Origin of the sequence: Mesoterricola silvestris, from assembly GCF_030295405.1 — a bacterium.
In the GTDB taxonomy this organism is placed as follows: domain Bacteria; phylum Acidobacteriota; class Holophagae; order Holophagales; family Holophagaceae; genus Mesoterricola; species Mesoterricola silvestris.
Map to the genome: position 1 here is coordinate 4,970,650 of NZ_AP027080.1, position 24,029 is coordinate 4,994,678.

At 68.0% G+C, this 24,029-nt stretch carries 22 protein-coding genes and 1 pseudogene; 8 read left to right on the forward strand and 15 right to left on the reverse strand.

All coding sequences use genetic code 11. The features are described from left to right. Position 1: 1 nt before the first annotated feature. From R2J76_RS21395 to R2J76_RS21405, 3 genes are read right to left on the reverse strand one after another with little or no spacing between them, the layout of a single operon-like run. The gene (locus R2J76_RS21395; protein WP_316413704.1) at positions 2-1,270 is read right to left on the reverse strand and encodes an NADH-quinone oxidoreductase subunit C; all 1,269 of its coding nucleotides are present in this window, start codon (positions 1,268-1,270) and stop codon (positions 2-4) included. Positions 1,271-1,272: 2 nt separating this feature from the next. Further along, on the reverse strand, positions 1,273-1,776 hold the full coding sequence (locus tag R2J76_RS21400) for an NADH-quinone oxidoreductase subunit B (protein ID WP_394366855.1): 504 nt from the start codon (positions 1,774-1,776) through the stop codon (positions 1,273-1,275). Then, positions 1,776-2,129: an NADH-quinone oxidoreductase subunit A gene (locus R2J76_RS21405; protein WP_316413705.1), complete on the reverse strand. Its 354-nt coding sequence runs from the start codon at positions 2,127-2,129 to the stop codon at positions 1,776-1,778. Before R2J76_RS21405 ends, R2J76_RS21400 begins: the two co-directional genes overlap by 1 nt. 191 nt (positions 2,130-2,320) lie before the next feature. Here R2J76_RS21405 and R2J76_RS21410 point away from each other — a divergent pair, with 191 nt between their 5' ends. The 3 genes from R2J76_RS21410 (at position 2,321) to R2J76_RS21420 (ending at position 5,713) form a co-directional block, all read left to right on the forward strand. After that, entirely contained in the window at positions 2,321-3,925 is a 1,605-nt protein-coding gene (locus R2J76_RS21410; protein WP_316413706.1) for a GspE/PulE family protein, read from the forward strand. Between the two features lie 91 nt (positions 3,926-4,016). After that, entirely contained in the window at positions 4,017-4,874 is an 858-nt protein-coding gene (locus tag R2J76_RS21415) for a phospholipase C/P1 nuclease family protein (protein ID WP_316413707.1), read from the forward strand. 41 nt (positions 4,875-4,915) lie between these two features. Next, entirely contained in the window at positions 4,916-5,713 is a 798-nt protein-coding gene (locus R2J76_RS21420) for a S1/P1 nuclease (protein ID WP_316413708.1), read from the forward strand. 420 nt (positions 5,714-6,133) lie between these two features. Here R2J76_RS21420 and gcvPB read toward each other — a convergent pair whose 3' ends face one another. Both gcvPB and gcvPA read right to left on the reverse strand, forming a co-directional pair. Continuing rightward, on the reverse strand, positions 6,134-7,663 hold the full coding sequence (gene gcvPB, locus R2J76_RS21425) for an aminomethyl-transferring glycine dehydrogenase subunit GcvPB (RefSeq protein ID WP_316413709.1): 1,530 nt from the start codon (positions 7,661-7,663) through the stop codon (positions 6,134-6,136). Between the two features lie 10 nt (positions 7,664-7,673). After that, positions 7,674-9,029, reverse strand: coding sequence for an aminomethyl-transferring glycine dehydrogenase subunit GcvPA (gcvPA, locus tag R2J76_RS21430; RefSeq protein WP_316413710.1), 1,356 nt, complete (start codon positions 9,027-9,029; stop codon positions 7,674-7,676). Positions 9,030-9,201: 172 nt separating this feature from the next. Between gcvPA and R2J76_RS21435 the strand changes: the two genes are divergently transcribed. Further along, positions 9,202-10,971: a M2 family metallopeptidase gene (locus tag R2J76_RS21435; RefSeq protein WP_316413711.1), complete on the forward strand. Its 1,770-nt coding sequence runs from the start codon at positions 9,202-9,204 to the stop codon at positions 10,969-10,971. On the opposite strand, the gene R2J76_RS21440 is transcribed toward R2J76_RS21435, so the two are convergent. Continuing rightward, positions 10,968-11,507, reverse strand: a complete 540-nt coding sequence (locus tag R2J76_RS21440) for a putative metalloprotease CJM1_0395 family protein (RefSeq protein WP_316413712.1) — start codon at positions 11,505-11,507, stop codon at positions 10,968-10,970. The two genes, R2J76_RS21435 and R2J76_RS21440, sit on opposite strands and share 4 nt — an antisense overlap. A 114-nt stretch (positions 11,508-11,621) precedes the next feature. Here R2J76_RS21440 and nrdR point away from each other — a divergent pair. From nrdR to ribD, 4 genes and pseudogenes are all read left to right on the forward strand, one after another. Further along, positions 11,622-12,065, forward strand: a pseudogene (nrdR, locus tag R2J76_RS21445) (transcriptional regulator NrdR); the annotation flags it as partial. 219 nt (positions 12,066-12,284) lie between these two features. Beyond that, positions 12,285-14,687 carry an endopeptidase La gene (lon, locus tag R2J76_RS21450; protein WP_316413714.1) on the forward strand — a complete coding sequence of 801 codons (2,403 nt, stop codon included), beginning with the start codon at positions 12,285-12,287 and terminating at the stop codon, positions 14,685-14,687. Positions 14,688-14,740: 53 nt separating this feature from the next. Further along, on the forward strand, positions 14,741-15,652 hold the full coding sequence (ftsY, locus tag R2J76_RS21455; RefSeq protein ID WP_316413715.1) for a signal recognition particle-docking protein FtsY: 912 nt from the start codon (positions 14,741-14,743) through the stop codon (positions 15,650-15,652). After that, positions 15,645-16,778, forward strand: a complete 1,134-nt coding sequence (ribD, locus tag R2J76_RS21460) for a bifunctional diaminohydroxyphosphoribosylaminopyrimidine deaminase/5-amino-6-(5-phosphoribosylamino)uracil reductase RibD (RefSeq protein WP_316413716.1) — start codon at positions 15,645-15,647, stop codon at positions 16,776-16,778. Before ftsY ends, ribD begins: the two co-directional genes overlap by 8 nt. Here the strand turns inward: ribD and thiS are convergent, their stop codons facing one another. From thiS to rpmH, 9 genes are all read right to left on the reverse strand, one after another. Continuing rightward, the gene (thiS, locus tag R2J76_RS21465; protein WP_316413717.1) at positions 16,779-16,979 is read right to left on the reverse strand and encodes a sulfur carrier protein ThiS; all 201 of its coding nucleotides are present in this window, start codon (positions 16,977-16,979) and stop codon (positions 16,779-16,781) included. 3 nt (positions 16,980-16,982) lie between these two features. Continuing rightward, positions 16,983-18,179 carry a trans-sulfuration enzyme family protein gene (locus R2J76_RS21470; RefSeq protein WP_316413718.1) on the reverse strand — a complete coding sequence of 399 codons (1,197 nt, stop codon included), beginning with the start codon at positions 18,177-18,179 and terminating at the stop codon, positions 16,983-16,985. A gap of 73 nt (positions 18,180-18,252) precedes the next feature. Continuing rightward, on the reverse strand, positions 18,253-18,522 hold the full coding sequence (locus tag R2J76_RS21475) for a hypothetical protein (RefSeq protein ID WP_316413719.1): 270 nt from the start codon (positions 18,520-18,522) through the stop codon (positions 18,253-18,255). Positions 18,523-18,531: 9 nt separating this feature from the next. After that, positions 18,532-19,986 (reverse strand): Asp-tRNA(Asn)/Glu-tRNA(Gln) amidotransferase subunit GatB, encoded by a 1,455-nt coding sequence (gene gatB, locus R2J76_RS21480; RefSeq protein ID WP_316413720.1) that lies wholly within the window; start codon positions 19,984-19,986, stop codon positions 18,532-18,534. 24 nt (positions 19,987-20,010) lie between these two features. Further along, complete coding sequence (locus R2J76_RS21485) at positions 20,011-21,315, reverse strand: tRNA modification GTPase (RefSeq protein WP_316413721.1); 1,305 nt, start codon at positions 21,313-21,315, stop codon at positions 20,011-20,013. A gap of 15 nt (positions 21,316-21,330) precedes the next feature. After that, positions 21,331-21,795 (reverse strand): R3H domain-containing nucleic acid-binding protein, encoded by a 465-nt coding sequence (locus R2J76_RS21490; protein WP_316413722.1) that lies wholly within the window; start codon positions 21,793-21,795, stop codon positions 21,331-21,333. A gap of 12 nt (positions 21,796-21,807) precedes the next feature. Then, complete coding sequence (gene yidC / locus R2J76_RS21495) at positions 21,808-23,403, reverse strand: membrane protein insertase YidC (protein WP_316413723.1); 1,596 nt, start codon at positions 23,401-23,403, stop codon at positions 21,808-21,810. Beyond that, positions 23,400-23,768, reverse strand: coding sequence for a ribonuclease P protein component (locus R2J76_RS21635; protein ID WP_394366773.1), 369 nt, complete (start codon positions 23,766-23,768; stop codon positions 23,400-23,402). Before R2J76_RS21635 ends, yidC begins: the two co-directional genes overlap by 4 nt. A 5-nt stretch (positions 23,769-23,773) precedes the next feature. After that, positions 23,774-23,908 carry a 50S ribosomal protein L34 gene (gene rpmH, locus R2J76_RS21500; protein WP_005035876.1) on the reverse strand — a complete coding sequence of 45 codons (135 nt, stop codon included), beginning with the start codon at positions 23,906-23,908 and terminating at the stop codon, positions 23,774-23,776. Between the last annotated feature and the right edge of the window lie 121 nt (positions 23,909-24,029).

Below are 24,029 nucleotides of genomic sequence, written 5' to 3' on the forward strand. Positions count from 1 at the left end.
CCTATTCAGCTTTGGGCGGATGGAGGTTGATGCCCAGGTTCCCGGCCTTCTCCATCGCGAGGCGCATCAGCACGCCGCTCCGGTCCTCGCGGAAATCGATGTCCCGCTGGCCGAGGCCGGGGGTCGGATATTCCTTGCGGAGGGCGTGGCCCTCCCAGTCCTCGGGGCAGAGGATGCGGGTCATGTCGGGATGGCCCTGGAAGCGGATGCCCAGCATGTCCCAGATCTCCCGCTCCAGCCAGTTGGCCGTGGGGTAGACGGGAACGGCGCTGGCGGGCTCGTAGCCCTCGGGCACCAGGATGCGCAGGCGCAGGCGCTTGTGCCGGCGGATGCTGGTGAGGTGGTAGACCACCGCGAAGGCCCAGCCCTGGGCCGCCGGATAATGGGTCGCCGTCTCGTCCGCGAGCATCTCGTAGCGCAGCGCCGGATCCTCCCGGCAGAGCTCCAGGGCCTCCCGGAGGGCGTCCCGGTGGAGCTGGACGGTCATTTCGCCGCCCTGCTGGAAGGCCTCCTCCACCTTGTCGCCGAGGACCTCCATGATCTTCAGGAGATCGGGATCCGCGGGCGCCGTGGGCGCGGGGAACTTCATGTCGTTGGCGTCGGGCTTGGGCACGGGACGCACGGGCGCCTTGGGGGCGTCCTTGCCCTCGGCCTCGGCCTTGGCCTTGGCGGTCTCGTAGTCCGCGAGGGTCTTCTTCCACTTGGCCTCGTCGGCGGCGGCCAGGGCGGCCTGCTCCTCCTGGTAGGTCTTCAGGCTGGGCAGGGGCACCGTCTTGGGCATCACCACCTGCCGGTTGGGCGCGGCCTTGAGATCGTAGACGTAGGCGGCGGGCGCCTCCGGAACGGCGGGGGCCTCGGGCGCCTTCACGACAACCGGCTCCGGAATCTTCACGGGCTCGGGCACCTTCACGGGCTCCGGCGCCTTCACCGGCTCCGGCGCCTTGGCGGCCGGCGCTTCCGGAGCGGGAGGCGCGGGGGCCGGGGCTTCGGAGACCGGAGCCTCCGTCGCGGCCTCGGCCACCTGCTCGAACTTGATGACGGTCACGGGGCACCCGGCGGCCGCGGCGACGATGCCGGCCTCCAGGCTCTTCTGCAGGTCCGCCTTGAGGGGCGCCTTCTCGGCCCGGTTCTCGGTGGTCTGGCCATCCGTCCGCACGGCCGCGTTGATCACGCAGGTATCGTCCGTGACATGGAAAACGTCCGCGCACTCCGCCTCGCAGGCGTTGCAGACGATACAGCCTTCGTCGATCCAGACTTTGATGATTGCCATGGCTAGCCCACCGCCTCGAAGATTTCCTTGTAGCGGTCAGCCATGCTGCTCGCCATGATCTTGTCCTGGAGCTTCATGAACCCGTACAGGAGCCCCTCGGGCCGGGGCGGGCATCCGGGGATGTACACGTCCACGGGAACCACCTTGTCCACCCCCTGGATGGTGTGGTAGCTGTCGAAGGGCCCGCCGGCCGTTGCGCAGCTGCCCATGGCGATCACCCACTTGGGCTCGGGCATCTGGTCGTAGAGCTGCTTGATGATGGGCGCCATCTTGTAGGTGACGGTGCCGGCCACGATCATGAGGTCCGCCTGCCGGGGGGAGGCCCGGAAGATGCCGCAGCCGAACCGGTCGAAGTCGAAGCGCGCGGCCCCGGCGGCCATCATCTCGATGGCGCAGCAGGCCAGCCCGAAGGTCATGGGCCACACGCTGGTGGCGCGGGACCAGTTGATGACCTTCTCTACCTTGGTGGTGATGAGGATGTTCTCCAAGGCCGAGGGTTGATTCATCATTCCCATGTGAGGGCTCCTTTGGACCAGATGTACCCGTAACCGAAGAGAAGCAGGAACAGGAAGATACCCATCTCCACGAGGCCGAAGACGGCGAGTTCCTTCATCTGGATGGCCCAGGGCATGAGAAAGACCGTTTCCACGTCGAACACCAGGAACATCACCGCCACCAAGTAATAACGCACCGAGAACTTCTCCCGGGCCTCCGCGACGGTCTTGATTCCGCACTCGTAGGTCGAATACTTGGCGGCGGTGGGTATATGCGGACGTACGACTCTGGAAATGCCCCAGATCACCACCGGCAAAGCGATGGCGACCAGTATCAGCAATAAGACTGGAACATAACTGCGCATGGCACCTCCCGGGGGAGCGGTCGTTAGGATTTCCATTGTGGTATCTGGGCCCAAGGCTGGTCAATGAAGGATACCCGAGGAATTAAGTCAATAAGACCCTTTGAACCCCCGACCAAATCGACCCACTATTAGGCATGGTACCCCCTCCCGCCCCCCCATCCGACCCCGGAAGTCCCCTTCTCGCCAGCGAAATGACCGCCGTCCTGGCAACAGAGGAACTTACCAAGACCGAGTACCGCCCGGCCTCCCTCTACCCCACCCTGGACCTCACCCGGGAACCGGTGGATTTCGCCCTTTTCCAAGCGATCCCCCTGGATTTGATGTTGAAACATCGATTTGTCCCGGTGCACGAGCGGGACGGCGCCCTCTGGCTGGCCATGGCCGATCCCCTGGACGTGGTGGCCCAGGATCTCCTCCGCATGCACCTCAAGCGCCCCCTGCGCTTCGCGGCGGCCCCCTTCGCCCAGATCCAGGTGGTGCTGAAGAAATCGGAATCGGGCCAGAAGGTCCTGGAGGAGGCCGGCGAGGCCCTCCGGGTCCAGGTGCTCCGGGAGGAGGACATCGACGAGGACGTCCTGGACCTGGAGAACCTCACCGACAAGGAGGAGGCGCCCATCATCCGCCTGGTGGACACCACCATCTTCAACGCCCTCCAGCGCCGCGCCTCGGACATCCACCTGGAGACCACCAGCAGCGGGTTCCAGATCAAGTACCGCATCGACGGCAGCCTCTACGCCGCCGCCGACCCCATCGACCGCCGTTTCGCCTCCCCCATCATCAGCCGCATCAAGGTCATGTCCGAGCTGGACATCGCCGAGAAGCGCAAGCCCCAGGACGGGCGCTTCAAGCTCAAGGTCCGGGGCCGTGCCATCGACTTCCGCGTGAGCATCATGCCCACCATCCACGGCGAGGACTCCGTCATCCGCATCCTGGACAAGGAGAACCTCAGCGAGGAGTTCAAGAGCCTCAGCCTGGACATCCTGGGCTTCTCCCCCGCGGAGCTGACCCGCCTGCGCCGCTTCGCCCGGGAGCCCTACGGCATGTTCCTGGTCACGGGCCCCACCGGCAGCGGCAAGACCACCACGCTGTACGCCGTCCTCAGCGAGATCCGCAGCCCCGAGGACAAGCTGATCACCATCGAGGACCCGGTGGAGTACCAGCTGGAGGGCGTCACCCAGATCCCGGTCAACGAGAAGAAGGGCCTCACCTTCGCCGTGGGCCTGCGCTCCATCCTGCGCCACGATCCGGACAAGATCCTCGTGGGCGAGATCCGCGATTCCGAGACCGCCCAGATCGCCATCCAGTCCGCCCTCACCGGCCACCTGGTGTTCACCACCGTGCACGCCAACCACACCCTGGACGTGCTGAGCCGCTTCCAGCACATGGGCGTGGAGGTCTACAACTTCGTCTCCGCCCTGAACTGCATCCTGGCCCAGCGCCTGGTGCGCACCCTCTGCACCAAGTGCAAGCGCCCCATGGATGCCCCGGGGCCCCAGGAGCTCAAGGAGAACGGCCTCACCGAGGCCTGGGCCCGCACCGCCACCTTCTACGACAAGGTGGGCTGCATCGAGTGCAGCGGCACCGGCTTCCGCGGCCGCCAGGCCATCATCGAATTCATGGGCCTGAACGACGAACTGCGCGAACTCATCACGCGCCGGGCCTCCATCCGCGAGATCAAGACCGCCGCCCGGAACTACGGCATGCAGAGCCTCCGGGAAAGCGCCGTGGAAAAGGTGCGCCAGGGCGTCACCACCCTGGCCGAGATCAACAAGGTGACCTTCCGGGAAAGCGAATGATTTAATTTTACAAATGGTTGTGTTCACTCATAAGGAAGGGGCGGCCAGACTCGTGGGCTGACCGGCTCCCAAGCCCCTTTCCCGAGGAACCATGACCCGTTTCGCCTCCCTCCTGGCCGCGGCCGCCCTGACGGCCCTTCCCGCCCTCGCCTGGGGCAACCAGGGCCACCGCCTGGCCGCCTCCTTCGCCCTCAAGGACCTGCCCCCGGACGTGGCCCTGTGGTTCAGGTCCCTGGAAGCCACCCTGCCCGATCACGCCAGCGATCCCGATATCTGGAAGGGACAGGACCCCACCGAGCGCCCCCACCACTACCTCAATTGCGAACCCTACGGCGGCCCCGCAGCCGTCCCCCTGGACGAGAACGACGCGCGGAACGCCCTGGGCCCCGATCTCTTCCGGCAGTCCGGCCAGGTGACCTGGACCATCCTGGCCCGGGTCCACGACCTGACGGAGGCCTTTTCCGCCGGCGACCCGTACCAGGTCGCCTACCGGTCCTCCATCCTCTGCCATTACGTGGCCGACCTGCAGGTGCCCCTGCACACCACCACCAACCACGACGGCAAGGAAACCGGCCAGCGCGGGGTCCACCACCGCTGGGAGGAAGGCCTGGTCAAGCGCCTGGTCGACCGGGATGGGTGGGAGCCGGAAATCCGCCCCGCCAGCCTGGGCGCCGACCCCGCCGGGGCCCCCTGGGCCTGGCTCCGGGAAAGCTACGCCCTGGTGGCCGGGGTCCTGCGGGACGATCTGAGCGCCAGCAGCTCCGCCCCCCAGGTGGACGCCGCGGACGCCCCCTACTGGACCGCGTTCATGCAACTGCAGGGCCCCCACGTGAAGGAGCAGCTCACCCTCGCCGCCCAGCGCACGGCCCGCATGATCCTTTTCGCCTGGGACCAGGCGGGCCGCCCCCAGCCACCAGCCGCAAGAACGAGCGCCCACCCCTCCCGGTAGCGCGACTTCGTCTCACCCCTCCTAGCCCCTAAGATAGGTGCATGCGCCTCCCCCTTTTCCTCCTCCTGGCCATCCTCGGCACCCCTTCCCCCCTGGCCGCCTGGGGGCGCCGGGGGCACCGGACGGTCGCGGGTCTCGCCCTCCGGGACCTGCCCCCGGGACCCGCGGCCTGGTTCAAGGGCCAGGAGGCCTTCGTGGAGGACCACAGCAGCGATCCCGACCACTGGAAGGACGACCCCCTGGAAGGCCCCCGCCATTTCATGGAACTGGACCGCTACCCGGGCGGGGTGCCCACCCTCCAGAGCGAAGCCCGGGAACAGGTCGGCCCCGCCGTCTTCCAGCGGTCCGGCCAGGCCCCCTGGGTGATCCAGGACCGGGTGAAGGACCTGGTCCAGGCCTTCCGCAAGGGGGACCGGGCCCAGGTGGCCTACCGGACTTCGATCCTCAGCCACTACGTGGCCGACCTCCACGTGCCGCTGCACACCGTGGCCAATTATGACGGCCAGATGTCCGGTCAAAGGGGCCTCCACAGCCGCTGGGAAACCGGCCTGGTGGATCGCATGACCGGTGAACCGGAGGTGCGCCCCGCCGCCCTGGAGCCGAACCTCCTCCAGGCCCCCTGGCGGTGGCTGGAGGAAACCAACGCCCTGGTGCCCGCCCTCCTGGCCGACGATCGCGCTTCCGACGCCACGGGTTTCCACGGCCGCGACAAGCCCGATCTCTACTGGATGCTCTTCGGCAAGCGCCAGGGCCCGGTGGTGAAGGAACAACTCGCCCGGGCCGGCCAACACACCGCCCAACTCATCCTCCTGGCCTGGACCCAGGCCGGCCGACCCTAGGGGCCCGGCTACGTAATCGCACGTGTCCCGGACGTTCGCCCCGGTTCGTTGCTGCGGGCCAAGCCCGCAGCAACGGAAGGCTCTCATCCCATGGTTGGGCCTGTGTTTTCACCCATTGGCCCCGACCCACCTCAGGGCCTCTCTTCGCGTGCTGCGAGGAGGGCATTGGACCGCGCCAACGCTAGCATGGGAGCCGCTCTCCTCGCCTGGGCCTTCCAGGAGAGCCCTTCCCTTCCGAATTCTCGTCTGCTCAACGAAGTGAGTTGGGCGTAGCACAGCCCCAAGATCTCTTCCGCACGCCTCCGTCATCGCCGGCTTGGCCGGCGATGACGAAACAGGGCGAACGTCTGGGACACGTACCAATACGAGCCAGGCTCCTACCCCCCCCAGTTGGACCGGGGGGCATCGGGCGGAGGGTTTCTACTGGGGCCGGGTCCAGCGCAGCACGGGCTTCCGGGCGGCGGTGGTCTCGTCCAGGCGGCGCATGGGGGCCAGCACCGGGGCCTGGTGAAGGGCCTCGGGGTTCTCGGCGGCCTCCCGGGCGATGTCCTTCATGGCGTCGATGAAGGCGTCCATCTCCTCCTTGCCCTCGCTTTCGGTGGGCTCGATCATGAGCGCCCCGTGGACGATGGCCGGGAAGTAGATGGTGGGCGGGTGGAAGCCGCGGTCGATGAGCCCCTTGGCCACGTCCAGGGTGTGGATGTCGTGGGGAGCCAGGAAGCTGTCGTCGAAGATCACCTCGTGGAGGGTGGGCGTCTGGTATTCCAGGTGGTACGTGCCCTCCAGCTGCTTGCGGATGTAGTTGGCGTTGACGATGGCGCGGAGGGTGGCCGCCCGGAGGCCGTCGCCGCCGTGGCTGGCGCAGTAGGTGAGGGCCCGCACCAGGATGCCGAAATTCCCGAAGAAGGTGTGGACCTTGCCCATGCTCTGCGGGCGGTCCCAGTCCAGCCGGTAGGTGTGGACGGGCACCTGGCCCTCGCCCACCGCCTTCGTCTCCCGCACCACGACGGGCCGGGGCAGGAAGGGCTCCAGGGCCGCGGAGCAGGCCACGGGACCGGATCCCGGGCCGCCGCCTCCGTGGGGGGTGGAGAAGGTCTTGTGGAGGTTCAGGTGCATGACGTCCACGCCGAAGTCCCCGGGCCGCGCCACGCCGACCAGGGCGTTCATGTTGGCGCCGTCCATGTAGACCAGGCCGCCCACGGCATGGAGGGCCTCGCAGATGTCCTTGATGCGGTATTCGAAGATGCCCAGGGTGTTGGGGTTGGTGATCATGAGGCCCGCCACCTCCTCGCCCAGCTCGGCCAGGAGGGTCGTGAGCCCCTTCTTCACCTTGCCTGAGGCGTCGGTGACATCGGCGAAGCTCACGGTGCCGTCGCCCTGGGAGGCGATCTCCACCACCTCGTAGCCCGCCATGGCCGCCGTGGCCGGGTTGGTGCCGTGGGCGCTGTCGGGGATGAGGATGACCCGGCGCTTGCGGCCGTGGGCCACGTGGAAGGCGCGGATGAGCATGGCGCCGGTGAGCTCGCCTGCGGCGCCGGCGCTGGGCTGCAGGGTCACCGCGGCCAGCCCGGTGATCTCCTTCAGCCATTCCTGGAGGGTGTGGATCACCGCCAGGTTGCCCTGCACGTAGGGAGCGGCGGTCATGGGGTGGCTGTCGCAGAAGCCGTCCAGGCCCGCGGTCTTCTCGTTGAGCCGGGGATTGTGCTTCATGGTGCAGGAGCCCAGGGGATAGAGCCCGTCGTCCACGCCGTAGTTCCACTTGGAAAGGCGCGTGAAATGCCGGATGACGTCCACTTCGGTGACCGAAGGCATCGCGTCGAAGGAGGTGCGGCGCAGGTGGGCCGGACGGGTGTCCTTGGCGGCGGGCACATCCAGTTTGGGCAGGTCCATGCCGATCTTGCCGGCCACGGAGCGTTCGAAGATGAGGGGTTCGCGGGTGCGGTTCATCATGGCTTCGTCCTTATGCGACCACGCTGGGAACGCGGGCCAGCACCTCGACGAGGTGCTCGATCTGTTCGCGGCTGTTGAGTTCCGTGGCGCACCACAGGATCCGGTTCTTGAGGTTGGCGGCGTAGGGGCTCAGGTCCAGGCCCGGCAGGATGCCCTCCTTGGCGCATTCCGCCTGCAGGGTGGCCATGTCCCCCTTGTACTCCGTCACGAACTCGTTGAAGAAGGGCGCGTCGAAGGGCGCCGTGAAATCCGGCAGCTCCAGGAGGCGTTCCCGGAGGAACTGCGCCTTGGCGGCGTTCTGGGCGGCCAGGCCCTGGAGGCCTTCGGGGCCCGCCAGCTGCAGGTAGATGTTGGCGCGCAGCGCCACCAGCCCCTGGTTGGAGCAGATGTTGCTGGTGGCCTTGTCCCGGCGGATGTGCTGCTCCCGGGCGGTGAGGGTCAGGACGTAGCCGGTGGCCCCGTCCAGGTCCTTGGTCTGCCCCACCACGCGGCCGGGGATCTCGCGCTTCTGCGCGTCCTTGACCGTGAGGAAGCCCAGGAAGGGACCGCCGAAGTTGGGGCGGTTCCCGAAGGACATCGCCTCGCCGCAGGCCATGTCGGCGCCGGCGCGGCCCGGGGCCTGGAACCAGGCCAGGGAGAGGGCCTCCTGGGTCACGGACACCACCAGGGCGCCCGCGGCGTGGGCCAGCTCGCCGATGGCCCCGAGGTCCTCCACGCAGCCCAGGAAGTTCGGGTAGCCCACCAGGAACGCCGCGACGTCGCCGTTGAGCTTGGCCTTGAGGTCCTCCAGGTCGGTCACGCCGTCCTTGAGGTCCACCACCACCAGCTTCAGGCCCTCGTGGGGCGTGATGTTGGTGCAGAGCACCTCCTGGTAGTGGGGGTGCAGGCCCTGGGAGATGAGGATGGTGTTCTTCTTCTTCTGGAGCCGCACCGCCATGAGCGCCGCTTCCACGCAGGACGTGCCGCCGTCGTAGAGGCTCGCGTTGCCCACCTCCAGCCCCGTCAGGTCGCACATGAGGGTCTGGTACTCGAAGATGTGCTGGAGGGTGCCCTGGCTGATTTCCGGCTGGTAGGGCGTGTAGGCCGTGAACCACTCCTGCCGGCTGATCATCTGATCGACCGCGGAGGGCACGAAATGGTCATAGGCCCCCGCCCCCAGGAACCGGGCCGTGAAGGCCGTGTTCCGGTTGGCCAGGCCCTGCAGTTCCGCCAGCACTTCCTGTTCGGACAGCTGCCCGGGAAGCTTCAGTTCCCGGTTGAGGCGAAGGGATTCGGGGATCCCCACCAGGAGCTCCTCGGCCCTCTGGACGCCTATGGCGTCAAGCAGGGCGCGATCCTCCGAAGGGGCCGTGGGCAGGTAGCGCATAGGGCAACCTCATAAAGAATGGAAACGAAGATCAATCGTTCACAGATGAAGGGTACCATGCCGGGAGACCCCATGCCTCGCCTTCAGGGGTTCCGGATGGGGTGTGACGGTTTTCACCCGGCTGTTCCCATGGAACCGATCCTCCAGCAGAATCATGGAAACCGGAGGCCCCATGCGCATCATCCCCGCCCTCGTCCTCGGCATCCCCCTGGTCGCCCAGGCCGTCAACCCCGTGCAGGAACGCGCGGAGCGCTTCCTGAAGGTGGTCGAGGCCGGCTACCAGGCCCTCACCTACGTACAGCAACAAGCCAGCTGGGCAGCCAGCACCGATGTGAAGCCCGTCCACGACGCCTCCGCGGAGACCGCCGGCAAGGCCCTGGCCGCCTTCAACGGCAACCCCGTGCTGATCCTGGAGGCCCGGGATCTCCTGCGGCACAAGGACCAGCTCCAGGAAACCACCTGGCGGGAGCTGGAATGGGTCCTCTTCAACGCCGCGGAGGGCCCCATGACGAACCCCCGGCTCACCGGGGACCGCATCGCCGCCGAAACCCTCCAGGCCTCCCTCATGAACGGCTTCACCTGGCACCTGGATGGCAAGCCCATTTCCGCCAACGGCCTGGATGACATCCTCGCCTCCAGCAACGACCTCGCCCGGCGCCGCCAGGCCTGGGAGGCCTCCAAGGAGAACGGCATCCCCCTGCGGGAAAACCTCCTCCGCCTGCGGGATCTCCGCAACGGATGCGCCCGGGAACTGGGCTACCCGGACTACTTCGCGCTGCAGGTGGCCAAGCACGGCATGACCCCTGCCGAAATGGTCGACATGCACCACCGTTTCCTGAAGGAGCTGCGCCCCCTCTACCTCCAGCTCCACACCTGGGTGAAATACGAGATGGCGAAGAAGTATCACCAGCCCGTGCCCCGCACCATCCCCGCCCACTGGATCAACAACCGCTGGAGCCAGAACTGGACCGGGTTCGTGGAGGGGGTGGACTTCGACCCCTACTTCAAGGGCTGGACCCCCGAAAAGGTCGTCAAGACCGCCGAGAACTTCTACGTGGGCCTGGGCTTCCCCAAGCTCCCGGCCTCCTTCTGGGCGAAATCCGACCTCTACCCCGTGCCCGCCGGTTCCGAGCGGAAGAAGAACAGCCACGCCTCCTGCTGGCACCTGGACCTGGACACCGACGTGCGCGCCCTCATGAGCGTCGAGCCCAACATGGAGTGGTTCGGCACCTGCCACCACGAACTGGGCCACGGCTACTACTTCATCAGCTACACCAACCCCGCCGTCCCCCCCCTGCTGCGCACCAGCGCCAATCCCTCCTTCCACGAAGGCATCGGCGAGCTCATCGCCCTGGCCACCCGCCAGATCCCCTACCTGAAATCCACCGGCGTCCTGCCCCCCGGCTACCAGCCCGACGCCATGAAGATCCTCCTCAACGACGCCCTGGAAGTGGCCATCCCCTTCATGTTCTGGGCCAGCGGCACCATGACCGAATGGGAGGCGGAGTTCTACGGCAAGGCCATGCCCGCCGACAAGCTCAACGAGCGCTGGTGGCAGATCGTCAAGGAGGAGCAGGGCGTGGAGCCCCCCTCCCCCCGGGACGAGCGCTTCTGCGACCCCGCCACCAAGACCCACATCAACGACACCCCCGCCTACTACTACAACTACGCCATGGCGACGGTCTTCAAGTACCAGATGCACGACTACATCTGCCGGAACATCCTCCACCAGGACGTGCACGCCGCCGACTACTCCAACCGCAAGGACGTTGGGGCCTTCCTCAAGGCCTTCATGGAGAAGGGCGCCACGGTGGACTGGCGCAAGCTCCTCAAGGACACCACCGGCGAGGATCTCTCCACCCGCGCCATGGCCGAGTACTTCCGGCCCCTCACCCAGTGGCTGGAAACCCAGAACAAGGGCCGCCAGATCGGCTGGGACTAGCCCACCGTATCGATCAGGCTGCCTGACGAGGGCTTCCCGCCCTGCTTGGCGCCCTTGGCCGCCAGTTCCACCGCCGCCTGGGAGGCCATGGACGAGGCGGCCGCTGCCACCGACCGATCCTGCCCCGAAGGGTCGGCCGGCGCCATGGCCGCCGCCATGATGCGGGAGGCTTTGGCGAGGGTGGCCTGGGGATTGCCCTTCACCGGCGAGGTGTCCACGGACACTTCCCCGCCCACCGCGTAGTTCCGCCCATCCGGCCCCCGCTGGTAGGCGTAGCTGGCCCCCGAGGTGACGACGCCCGCCCCGGCGGCGATGTGGGCCGCCTCGTGGGCCTTCACGGCCGCATCCCGGGCCTGGAGCTTGGCCACCTGGGCTTTGGCCTCCGGGGAAAGCTCCAGAGTGTCGGCGCCACCCGCCTTCCGTCCCTTGGGATCGGCCCCCTGGGCACCGCCCGGCTTTCCGCCCGCACCCTGCCCTGCCCGGACGGGATCCGCGGTGGGTGGGGTGGGGGAAAGGGAGGGAATGGCGTCTGCCATGGCACTTCATTATCGGCCCCGGCACCTTCCAGGATGAGGCTTTTTGCGCCCGGAGCCGCTGTTCCACGTGGAACAGCGCGGTTCCGGACCTCCCCTTTGGGTTACTCTGGAGGCATGCGTTGCCCCTTCTGTGGCCATATCGAAGACAAGGTGGTGGATTCCCGTGAATCCCGGGAAGGGGACGCCATCCGGAGGCGCCGGGAGTGCCTCAAGTGCGGGCGGCGCTTCACCAGCTACGAACGCCTGGAGGAGCTCCCCATCCTCATCGTGAAGAAGGACGGCCGCCGGGAGGCCTTCGATCCCCACAAGCTCATGCGGGGCATGACCGCCGCCTGCCAGAAGCGCCCCGTGCCCCTGGGCAGGCTGGAGGAGGTCGCCGGGGACATCCAGGCCCGCCTCATGGAAATGAGCGACCGGGAATTGCCCAGCCGCCAACTGGGCGAGATGGTCATGGACGCCCTCAAGGGCCTGGATTCCGTCGCCTACGTGCGGTTCGCCAGCGTGTACCGGGATTTCAAGGACCTCCCCGACTTCGTGAAGGCCCTGGAGGGCCTGATGGTGCCCCCCCCCAGCCCCGTTCCCGCCGCCCGCCCCACAGTCCCGGTGCGGCCCGCCCCCCCGCGGCCCAAGGCCCAACCCCAGCCCCCCCCGGCCGATGGCCTTCCCTTCGCGTCCACCCCGCTCTTCCCGGGGGTCGAACCCGAGCCGCCCGGCCATCCCAAGCGACGCAAGACCCGCTGACGCGCATCAAGTTAAACTGAGACCCCGAGGTATGCCGTGGCCGAAGAAATCCTAGCTCCCCAGACCGTGGACGAGTCCCCCAAGATCCCGGACGTCCTGCCCGTCCTGCCCCTGCGGGACGTGGTCGTCTACCCCTACGTGATCCTCCCCCTCTCCGTGAGCCGCGAGAAGTCCCTGCGGGCCGTGGACACGGCCCTGGTGGAGAACCGCATGATCCTCCTGCTGTCCCAGAAGCAGATGGAAATGGACGACCCGGGCCCGGAGGACCTCTACAAGGTGGGCACCGCGGCCCTCATCATGCGCGTTCTGAAGCTCCCGGACGGCCGTGTCCGGGCCCTGGTCCAGGGCCTCCAGCGCGTGCGGGTGGAGTACTTCACGGAAACCGAGAGCCAGTTCAAGGCCAAGGTGGAAGTGCTTTCCGAATCCGAGATCGCCGAACGGAACATCGAGCTGGACGCCCTCCTGCGCTCCGTGAAGCAGACCCTGGAGAAGGCCGTGGCCCTGGGCAAGAACCTGCCCCAGGAAGTGCTCGTCATCGCCTCCAATCTGGACAGCCCCGGGCGCCTGGCGGACCTGGTGGCCTCCAACCTGGATCTCAAGCCGCCCCAGATGCAGGAGGTGCTGGAGATCGCCAACCCCACCCAGCGCCTGAAGCGCGTGAACGAACTCCTCATGCGGGAAATCGATCTCCTGGAAGTGCAGCAGAAGATCACCATGGAAGCCCGCGGCGAAATGGACAAGAGCCAGCGGGAGTACTACCTGCGCCAGCAGCTCAAGGCCATCCAGCAGGAGCTGGGCGAGGGCAGCGAACTGGCCGAGGAGATCCAGGCCTTCCGGGACAAGATGGCCAAGCTGAAGGTCCCCGAGGAGCCCCTCCTGGAGATCGACCGCAACCTCAAGAAGCTCGAGCGCATGCACCCGGACAGCAGCGAGACCGCCGTCACCCGCACCTACCTGGAATGGATGACGGAAATGCCCTGGGGCACCCTCACCGAGGACAACCTGGACCTCAAGGAGGCCAAGCGCATCCTGGACGAGGACCACTACGGCCTGGAGAAGATCAAGGACCGCCTCGTGGAGTACCTGGCGGTGCGCAAGCTGAACCCCGAGCACAAGGGCACGATCCTCTGCTTCGTGGGCCCTCCGGGCACCGGCAAGACCTCCCTGGGCAAGAGCGTCGCCCGGGCCCTGGGCCGGAAGTTCAACCGCATCTCCCTGGGCGGCGTGCACGACGAAAGCGAAGTGCGGGGCCACCGCCGCACCTACGTGGGGGCCATGCCCGGACGGATCATCCAGGCCCTCCACCAGGTCAAGTCCATGAACCCCGTGATCATGCTGGACGAGGTGGACAAGATCGGCCGGGACATGCGGGGCGATCCCTCCGCCGCCCTCCTGGAGGTCCTGGACCCCGAACAGAACCACACGTTCCGGGACCACTACATGAACGTGCCCATCGACCTGAGCCAGGTGCTCTTCCTCACCAACGCCAACGAGCTGGATCCCATCCAGCCCGCCTTCCGGGACCGCATGGAGATCATCCACCTCTCCAGCTACACCCTGGAGGAGAAGGTGGGCATCGCCGAGCGCCACCTGATCCCCCGCCAGCTGGAAAAGAACGGCATCACCGAAAAGCAGCTGGTCTTCAGCACCAAGGGTCTCCAGGCCATCATCACCGGCTACACCCGCGAGGCGGGCCTGCGCCAGCTTGAGCGCGAAATCGGCACCGTCTGCCGCAAGGTGGCCCGCAAGGTGGCCGAAGGCGACCTGAAGACGAAGATCACCCTCAGCGAAAAGAACGTCCATGACCTGCTGGGCCCCGTGAAGCTGCTGCAGGACGAGCGGCTCAAGGCCCCCCGGGTGGGCGTGGTCACCGGCCTCGCCTGGACCTCCACGGGCGGCGAGGTGCTCTTCGTGGAGGCCCTCAAGATGCCCGGCAAGGGCGCCCTGGTCCTCACGGGCCAGCTGGGTGACGTCATGAAGGAAAGCGCCCAGGCGGCTCTCAGCTACATCCGCAGCCGCAGCGACGCCTTCGAGATCGACCCGGAAGTCTTCCAGAAGAACGACCTCCACATCCACTTCCCCGAGGGCGCCATCCCCAAGGACGGCCCCAGCGCCGGCCTGGCCATCGCCACCGTGCTCCTGTCCGTCCTGAAGGGCCTGCCCGTCCTGAACACCCTGGCCATGACCGGGGAGATCGACCTCCGGGGCGAGGCGCTGCCCATCGGCGGCCTCAAGGAAAAGGCCCTGGCCGCCCTGCGGGTGGGCGTCCGGGAGGTCGTCATCCCCTTCGCCAACCAGAAGGACCTGGAGGAGATCGCCCCCGAAGTGCGCAAGAAGCTCCGCTTCCACCCCGTCAAGCACGTGGAGGAGGTCTTCGAGATGGCCCTGGACGGGTGGATCCGTCCCGAAAAACGCAAGAAGCCCCGCGCCCGGAAATGACGGCGCAGCACGCCCGAATCTGAAATGCCCTAGGCCTGCCCACCGAGGTCCCCGTGAGTCTGTTCGGTAATCTGTTCACGAAATTCAAGCAGGGACTCCAGCGAACCCAGGAGCTGGTCCTGGCCCCCATGGGCCGGCTCCTGGGCCTGCGCCGCCTGGACGAGGACCAGCTGGAGGAACTGGAGGATCTCCTCCTCCAGGCCGACCTGGGCGTGCACGGCGTCAAGCGCCTCATGGACCGGCTCCGGTTCGAAATGAAGCGCTCGGGGGACATCGACCCCAAGGCGGTGCTGAAGGACGAGCTGCTGAAGATCCTCCGCCAGGTGCCCCCCCGCCCCTTCCTGGCCCGGGGGACCCAGGTGTGCCTCCTGGTGGGCGTGAACGGCGTGGGCAAGACCACCACCCTCGGGAAGCTGGCCGCCCACCTCAAGGACCGGGGCGAGGATGTCCTGGTGGTCGCCGGCGATACCTTCCGGGCGGCGGCCATCGATCAGCTGGAGCTATGGGGCACCCGGGCGGGCGTCCCCGTCATCCGCAACCAGATGGGCGGAGACCCCGCCGCCATCGCCTTCGACGGCGCCACCAGCGCGCTGGCCAAGGGCATTCCCTGGGTGCTGGTGGACACCGCCGGCCGCCTCCACACCAAGGATCACCTCATGCGGGAGCTGGACAAGATCCGCCGCAGCCTCCAGAAGGTCATCCCCGAGGCCCCCCACCGGGTCATCCTCGTCCTGGACGCCACCACCGGGCAGAACGGACTGGTGCAGGCCGAGGCCTTCAAGCAGGCCGCCGGCATCACCGACCTCATCCTCACCAAGCTGGACGGCAGCGCCAAGGGCGGCATCGCCGTGGCCATCCTGGAGCGCCTCAAGCTTCCCATCGCCTTCGTGGGCGTTGGCGAGCAGGTGGACGACCTGATTCCCTTCGATCCCGAAACCTTCGTGGACGGCCTCCTCGATGTGTGAACGGCCCCTCACGGACCTCCTGGCCTGGGAACTCGCCTGCGGCGGGCCCTTCCCGGATCCGGAATCCCTGACGGGAGACGAGCATTTCATGGCCTTGGCCATCCGGCAGGGCATGGGCGGCGTGGGCCTCAGCAGTCCCAATCCCCCCGTCGGGTGCGTCCTGGTCCAGGATGGTTCCGTCATCGGCCAGGGGGTCCACACCCGCGCCGGCGATCCCCACGGCGAGATCATGGCCCTCCGGGACGCGGAAATCCGCGATCAGGACACCCGGGGCGCCACCGCCTACGTCACCCTCGAACCCTGTTGCCACCATGGCCGCACCCCCCCCTGCACCGACGCCCTCATCCGCGCGGGGATCACCCGGGTGGTGGTGGGGGTGAAGGACCCCAACCCCCGGGTGGACGGGGGCGGCATCGCCATCCTCCGCTCCCATGGCGTCCAGGTGGCGGAATCGGTCCTGGGCCTTGCCTGCTCCCGTTTCCACGCCCCCTTCTTCAAGCTCATCCGCACGGGCCTGCCCTGGGTGGTGCTCAAGCTGGCCCTGGGGGCCGACGGCTCCCTGGGCCCCGAAGGCCAGAGCACCCAGGTCACCTCGCCGGAAATCCAGAACCTGGCCCATGCCCTCCGCAGGGCCACCGAGGCGCTGGTGGTGGGCCGCTGGACCGTGGAGGTGGATGACCCCCGCCTCACGGATCGGTGGCCCCGCCCCACGGCCCCCCATCGTCAGGCCCTCCGGGTGGTCCTGGACAGCCACGGGCGCCTGCCCGGTACCCGCAAGGTCTGGCTGCCGGTCGCCGGCCAACCCGTCCTGCGCGCCCTGGCGGAGGACTGCCCCCCCATCCGGGGCGTCGAGGACCTTCAGCTCCCGCCGGGCCCCGGGGGGGTCAGCCTGAAACACCTCCTCCACGAACTGGCCGCCCGGGGCGTGGGGCGGGTGCTGTTCGAAGGCGGAGGCATCCTGGCCCGGCAGCTTCTCGACGAAGGGCTGGTGGACGAATTCCACCGGTTCGTGTCGGATGAGCCTGCCCACGGCAAGCCGGTTCACCTGGACACCACCCGCTTGGCCACCCAGAGGATCCGGGCCACCTTCCCGGGCGGCACCTGGGACGTGCTCGCCGTCCTCTGATCAGCCGCCGCCCACCAGGCGAACCACCTCCAGGCGGTCGTGGTCCCGCAGCTCCGTGGTCCCATAGCTGGCCTTGCGCACCACTTCTCCGTTGAGTTCCACCGCGCTGCCGAATCCCGGGAGCATCAGCCACTGGGCCAGGTCCGCCACCGTGGCCAGTTCCGGCGTCTCCCGCTCCCTGCCGTTGAGGATCAGCCGCACGCCCTACCTCGCCGCGTCCGCCGCCAGGAATCCGGTTTCCAGGTCGGCCTTGAGGTCCGCCTCGTCCTCGATGCCCACGGAAAAGCGCAGGAGCCCGTCGGTGATGCCGAGCCGGGCCTTGACCTCGGGCGGCGTGCGCAGGTGGCTCATGCTCGCCGGGTGCTGGATGAGGCTCTCCACGCCACCCAGGCTCACGGCCCGGGTGATGATGCGGAGCGCCTCGCAGAACCGTTGGCCGGCCACCAGGCCTCCCCGCAGATCGAAGCTCATCATGGCGCCGTATCCGCCGTTCATCTGGCGCGTGGCCACCTCATGGCCCGGGTGGTCCTTGGTGCCGGGATAGTCCACCCGGGCCACCTGGGGCTGCCAGAGCAGCCAAGCTGCCAGGGACTGGGCGTTATCCGAGGCCCGGCGCACCCGCAGGTAAAGCGTCTTGAGGCCCCGGTGCAACAGCCAGGCGGCGATGGGGTCCAGGGTGGGGCCCGTGAGTTTGGTGGTCGCCCAGCAGGCGGCGATATCCGCCTCGCTGCCCGCGATGACCCCCGCCACCAGGTCCGAGTGGCCGCCCAGGTATTTCGTGGCGCTGGAAACGCTCAAGTCGATGCCCAGCTCCACCGGTTTCGTGAAGATGGGCGTCGCGAAAGTGTTGTCGGCGACGGTGCGGACCCCTTTGCGCCGGCCGATGGCCGCGATGGCCGCGAGGTCCGTGACGGCCAGGGTGGGGTTGGACGGCGTTTCCGCAAGGATCAGCCGGGTGCGGTCCGTGACGGCCTCGTCCCACTCCCCGGTATCCAGGGTGTTCTGCACCCAGGTGATCTTCAGCCCCTTGCGGGCCTCCCACCGCCGAAGGAGCTGCTCGGTCCCCAGGTACACCGCCGCCGGGGCCACCACATGGTCCCCCGGCTGCAGGAACGTGTCGAAGACCGTGGCGAAGGCACTCATGCCCGAACTGGTCACCAGCGCTCGCTCGGCCCCTTCCAGGGAGGCCACCACCTGCTGGACCTCACTGAAATTGGGATTCCCCCACCGCGTGTAGAACTGCGGCGGCTCGACGGCATTGGCGAACTCCGCCCCCTCGGCATTTTCCATGAGCTCGAACACCGAGGTCTGGAAGATGGGGGTGGTCACGGACCGGGTTCCGTTGTGCGCCTTGCCGGCGTGGATGGCAGTCGTGCTCAGGCCCCAACCCTTCGGATCCATTCTGAACTCCCCTGGGGCCTTGGCGCGCCCCGCTCCGCGGCCATGGTAACACCCCCGGGGCCGCGCCTCCATGTCACCTTGTCAGGCCGAACACCACCGACAGCGCCGCGACGGCCACCACCACCAGCACCACCACCCGCCAGAGCGTCGGCTGGGGATCGTGCTCCTCCCGGAACCGGGCCGCGGGATCGGTGAGGGCCTCCCGCTCCAGTTCGTCTTCGGGGGCCTCGGCGGGTTCCGGATGCGGGGCCACCAGATCCCGGGAAGCCTGCCCCATGACCACCGCTTTCCAGGCGTCCGGGTCCACGCCGTGCGGGGTTTCCCTTTCGGAGGGTTCTTCCATGGCGTCTCCCTAGCCACCAAGGGCTTCGTCGAGGACTTCGTTCACCATCCGGGGATCGATCTTCCCCTTGCCGGCCTTCATGACCTGCCCCACCAGGAACCCCCGCAGTGCGGCCTTCCCCGCCCGGAGCTCCGCCACCTGGCCCGGGTGGGCCGAAAGCACGCGGCCCACCAGCTCCACCACCGGGGCCCGTTCCGTGACCTGGGCGAGCCCCCGGTCCTTCACGATCTGCCCGGGCTCCCCCTCGCCCCGCACCAGGGCCGGGAAAACGACTTCCTTGGCCGTGTTCAGGTTGATGGTCCCCTGGGCCACCAGGGCGATAAGGCCTCCCAGGAGCGCGGGCGGGATCGGGAGATCCTGGATCCGGCCGGAGCCTTCGTTCAGCGTGCGGCTCACTTCCCCCAGCATCCAGTTCGCGGCCTGCTTCGCGTTCCCGCAGCACCCGGCCGTTTCCTCGAAATAGGCCGCGAATTCGGGCGTCTGGAGCAGCATCCCGGCCTCGTAGGCCGTGAGGCCGTACTGGGCCATGAACCGGGCGCAGCGGGCCTCCGGAAGCTCCGGGAGGGCCGCCCGGGCCTGGGCGACCTCCGCCTCGGAAATGACCAGGGCCGGCAGATCGGACTCCGGGAAGTAGCGGTAGTCCATGGCCGCTTCCTTGCTGCGCTGGCTCCGGGTTTCGCCCCGCTCCGCATCCCAGCCCCGGGTCTCCTGGGGGAAGGGCTCGCCCCTTTCCAGGGCCCCGGCCTGCCGGGCGATCTCGTAATCCAGCGCCAGGCGCACATGGCGGAAGGAGTTGAGATTCTTGATCTCCACCCGGGTGCCCAGGGCCTCGCCGGGGCGCCGCACGCTGATGTTGGCGTCGGCCCGGAAGGACCCCTCCTCCAGGTTCCCGTCGCAGATGCCCAGGAAGGTCACCAGGCGATGGAGGGTCTTGAGGTAGTCCGAGGCCTCCTGCGCACTGCGCAGGTCCGGCGCCCCGACGATTTCCAGAAGCGGCACCCCGGCCCGGTTCAGGTCCACCAGGGAGGTTCCGCCGGGGCCTTCGTGGGTGGACTTCCCCGCATCCTCCTCCAGGTGCGCCCGTTCGATGCCGGCCCGCACCGGGCCTTCCACGCCCCGCACCGCCGGATCCCCGGGAATCGTGACATGCCCGTTCTCCACGATCGCCACGGGCCCCTGGGTGATCTGGTAGCCCTTGGGCAGGTCCGGGTAGAAGTACTGCTTGCGGTAGAAGGTGCTCCTGGGCCGGATTTCCGCCCCCACGGCCAGGCCCAGGCGCAGCGCCGCGGAAACGGCCGCGGCGTTGAGCGCCGGCAGGGCCCCGGGCAGGCCCAGGCACACCGGGCAGGTGCGGGAATTGGGCTCACCCCCATGGGCATTGGGGCACGCGCAGAACATCTTTGAACGGGTGGACAGCTGGATGTGGACTTCCAGACCGATGACCGCCTCGAAACCAGGATTCATGGAACACTCCGGATCCAGTCTATGTCACTTCCCCAGACAGAATCCCGAGAACAGCTGGTCCAGGGACGTCTCCGCCCGGTCTTCCCCCGTGAGCCGCGCCAGCAGGCCCCAGGCGCCCTGGAGCAGGGAGGCGGCGACTTCGGGAGGGGCCGAAGGGTCGAGGCCGTCCAGGAGCTCCATCTGGACCACCAGGTCGTCCAGGATCCCCCGCTGCCGGGCCGTATCCAGGGCGCCCAGGCACGCGTCCGGGGCCAGGCCCCCCAGGAACCGCCTCCCCAGGGCCTCCGCCAGGGGCTCCAGGCTTCCGGTCGCCGCGGAAATGCACGGATCCCCGCTGGGTCCGCCGCCCAGATCCGCCTGGTTGCGCACCGTCAGCACCTTGGCCTGGAAGGGTTCCAGGCGCTCCAGGATGGCCGGGTCCGGTCCGGGGTCCGGCAGGGGCACCAGGTGGAGGATCAGATCCACCTGTTCCAGCACCTCCCGCACCCGGGCCACCCCCAGGCGCTCCACGGGGTCCTCCGTGTGGCGCAGGCCCGCCGTATCGAAGAGGTACAAAGGCAGTCCCGCCCACTGGGCCCGCACTTCCAGCACATCCCGGGTGGTCCCGGGCAGGTCCGTGACGATGGCCCGGTCCTGTCCCGCCAGGGCATTGAACAGGGTGCTCTTGCCGGCGTTGGGCCGGCCCACCAGGGCGATCCGGATCCCGTCCCGCAGCCATTTCGCCCCGGCCGCCCTGCCCTGTTCCACGTGGAACAGGTCGGCCGCGGGGGCCAGGCCCGCCCGCATGGCCTCCACATCGAGGCCGATGCCCTCGTCCTCCCCGTAATCGACGCTGGCTTCCGCCCGGGCCATCCAGGGCGCCAGGATCGCCCTGGCTTCGGCGATCCAGGCCGGGGCGCCGCCGCTCCGGGCCTGGGCCTGGCGCAGCTGCGTGTCCGTCGCCGCGGCGACCAGGTCCCGGAGGGCCTCCGCTTCCAGCAGGGACTGCTTGCCGTTGAGCAGGGCCCTCCGGCTGAATTCCCCCGGTTCCGCCATGCGGATTCCCAGCCCGGCCAGGTGGTCCAGGAACCGCCGCACCAGGAGGGGGTTTCCGTGCAGCTGGAACTCCACCAGATCCTCCCCGGTGTAGCTGTGGGGGCCCGGAAAATGAATCACCAGGCAGCGCTCGCGGAAGCCCTCCCAGGCCAGCGTCCGCAATGCGGCCTGCCGAGCAGGCGGTAACGCCAGAAGGGGCGACAGCCGCTCACCGAGCCCCGTGCCCGAGACCCTCACGACGGCAATGGCCGAGGGAAGGAGCGGGGTCGCCGGGGCGCAGATGGGGTCCAGCATGCCGGCCCCGGGTGCCTAGACCCGGGTCACCTTCAGTGCCTTGAAGGTGCCCGTGCCCTCGCTTTCGGTGGTGAAACCGGGCTGCCGGCTGAGCACCATGTGCACCCAGCGCCTTTCCCGGGGGCTGAGGGACGCGAAGGTGTAGCTGCCGAGGGTCCGGGCCCTTTCCGCGGCCATGCCGGCCATGGCCACCACTTCCTTCATGCGGAAGAGCCGGAAGGACTGCACGTCCAGGTAGGCCTGACCCTTCTCTTCCCGCTCCCCCTGGGCCTCGTGCACCAGGAACTGCAGGGCGTCCAGGCCGAAGCCCTTGTTGGCGGCAAGCCAATGGGCGTCGGGGCCATCCAGCACGATCCGGTTGGGGAAGAGGGTCTCGTCCCCGGAAGGCCCGGGTTCGGCGGTGATCTTCAGGCCCAGGTGGGCGCACCACTGGGCGACGCGTTCGGGGACCTGTTCAAGGGGCAAAGCGGCCTTGCGCATGTTTCCTCCGGATCAGACCACCACGGGCTGGGGTTTGTAGGAACGCATGACCAGCCAGGTCTGCAGGATACCGATCAGGTTGAACATCAGGTAGTAGAGGCAGAGGCCCGACGGGGTGGTGGCGAAGAAGAAGGTGAACATGACGGGCATCATGACCATCATCATCTTGCGCTGGGTGGGGTCGCCCACGGAAGGGGTCATGGCCTGCTGGGCGATCATGGAGACGCCCATGAGGATGGGCAGGACGTAGTAGGGGTCCTGGGCCGAGAGGTCCTTGAGCCAGAAGGCGAAGGGCGCGTGGCGCAGCTCGTACACCGCGTTCAGCATGGACCAAAGGGCGAAGAACACGGGCATCTGGAGCACCATCGGCAGGCAGCCACCCATGGGGTTGTGGCCGTTCTTCTTGTAGAAGGCCATGAGCTCCTTCTGCATCTCGGCCTTCTTGGCCATGTCGTTGCCGAACTTCTCGTACTTGGACTGGAGGGCCTTCTGGTGGGGCTCCAGTTCCTTCATGCGGATCATCTGCACCGTGGTCTTCGTGTTCAGGGGCCAGAGGGCGCCGCGGATGACCAGGGTCAGCAGGACGATGGACCAGCCCCAGTTGGGAACCAGCTGATGGATGCCGCGGAGGATGAGGAAGAGCAGCTGGGCCACCAGGCCGAAGAAGCCGAAGTCCATGACCTTCTGGAAGATCTTGCCGTCCGCCACGTGGCCGGGGGCGTGGAAGGCACCCAGGGCCTCGGCCTGCTTGGGGCCCAGGTAGAGCCGGGCGGAGGCATTGCCCGACGCGTCGGGGAGGAGGTTGTAGCCCTGGGCCACGTCCCGGACGGTGGGGGCGGACGCGTCCCAGATGGCCGCGAAGTACCAGGCGCGCTGGCTCTTGGAGGCCAGATCCACGCCCGCGTCCAGGCCCACCTTGGCGGAGGCGGGGGGAAGCACCTTGCGCTTGGCGCCCACGAAACTGAAGAAGGGATCCTTCAGCATGTCCGCCCAGGCCACGTCCTTGACGCCCTTGGCATCGAGGGTGAAGACCCGGCCCAGCCCATGCACGTTCAACAGATTGGAAGGCATCGGAACAAGGTTCAGCCCGGCGCCCCGGGGGCTGGACCACTGCATCTCCACCACATGGCCCGTGTCGGGCACCCGGTAGGTGAGCCTGTCCCCCTGGGCGGACGTGAAGACGACGTTCCGGCCGCCCTCGACGGCGGTCACGGCGGGATCGCCCTCGAAGCGGCTCTGGAGGGCGCTGCCCAGCCCCGGGAAGTCCAGGGACACCTCGCGGCCCTCCTTGTCCTTGCGGGCCTGGGGCAGGAAGGGGGTCCCGTCCTTCCATTCGATCTGCACCAGGGCGCCGTCCTGCTTGCGCCAGGTGAGGCCGAGGGTCGCGGTCTTAAGGGTGAAGCGGGCCTGGGGATCCACGGCGCCCTGCGCCACGGGGAGCGCGGCGGGAGCGGCCGGCGCGGCCGTGGCGGCGGGCTTCTCCTCCTGGGCCATGCGCACCGCCGGGGGCACCGGCTTGGGAGGATAGAACTTGTTCATGGCGTAGTTGTAGCCCACCAGCATGAGAATGCTGGCGACGACGAAGATCACCATATTCCGGTTGTTCATCGGGATTCCCAACGGCTCAGGGCCAGACGGAGCTGGCCAACGATTTCCAGGTACGAGAATGGGCAGCCCTTCTTGGCGCTGCGTGCGGGACGGACCCACACGACGCCGAGGCTGCCACCTAGCGCAGGTTGTTCACGAAGCACGTGCAGGAAAGCCATCCGTACCCTGCGGCGGAACCGGTTCCTCTGGACGGCGCGCCCCTGCTTGCGCGAGGCGTTCACCAGAAGCATGGGCTCGACGCCTACGGCCGTGCGCCACACCCGGACATCCAGAGCCTGCTCCTTGCCCAACAGGGGGCGGGGAGCCACTTCGGGAACCGCGTGATCCTGGCGCCGCACGACCCGGTAGGTCCCGGCCACCCTCATGGCACTTAGAGTGCGAGGACGTGCCGGCCCTTGGCGCGCCGGCGCTTGAGCACCAGGCGACCGTTCTTGGTCTTCATGCGCGAAAGGAAGCCGTGCGTCTTGGCGCGGCGACGGTTGTTGGGCTGAAAAGTCCGCTTCATGGTCCACCTCATGGCCCCAACCGGAAGGCAAGGGCGAACCTTTGAGGCTACCAGCAGGTCTTCGATCCCTCAACCCCAAAGAGAGGTCCCAACCTCAGGTTCCAGGTGATAAAGTAGTTTT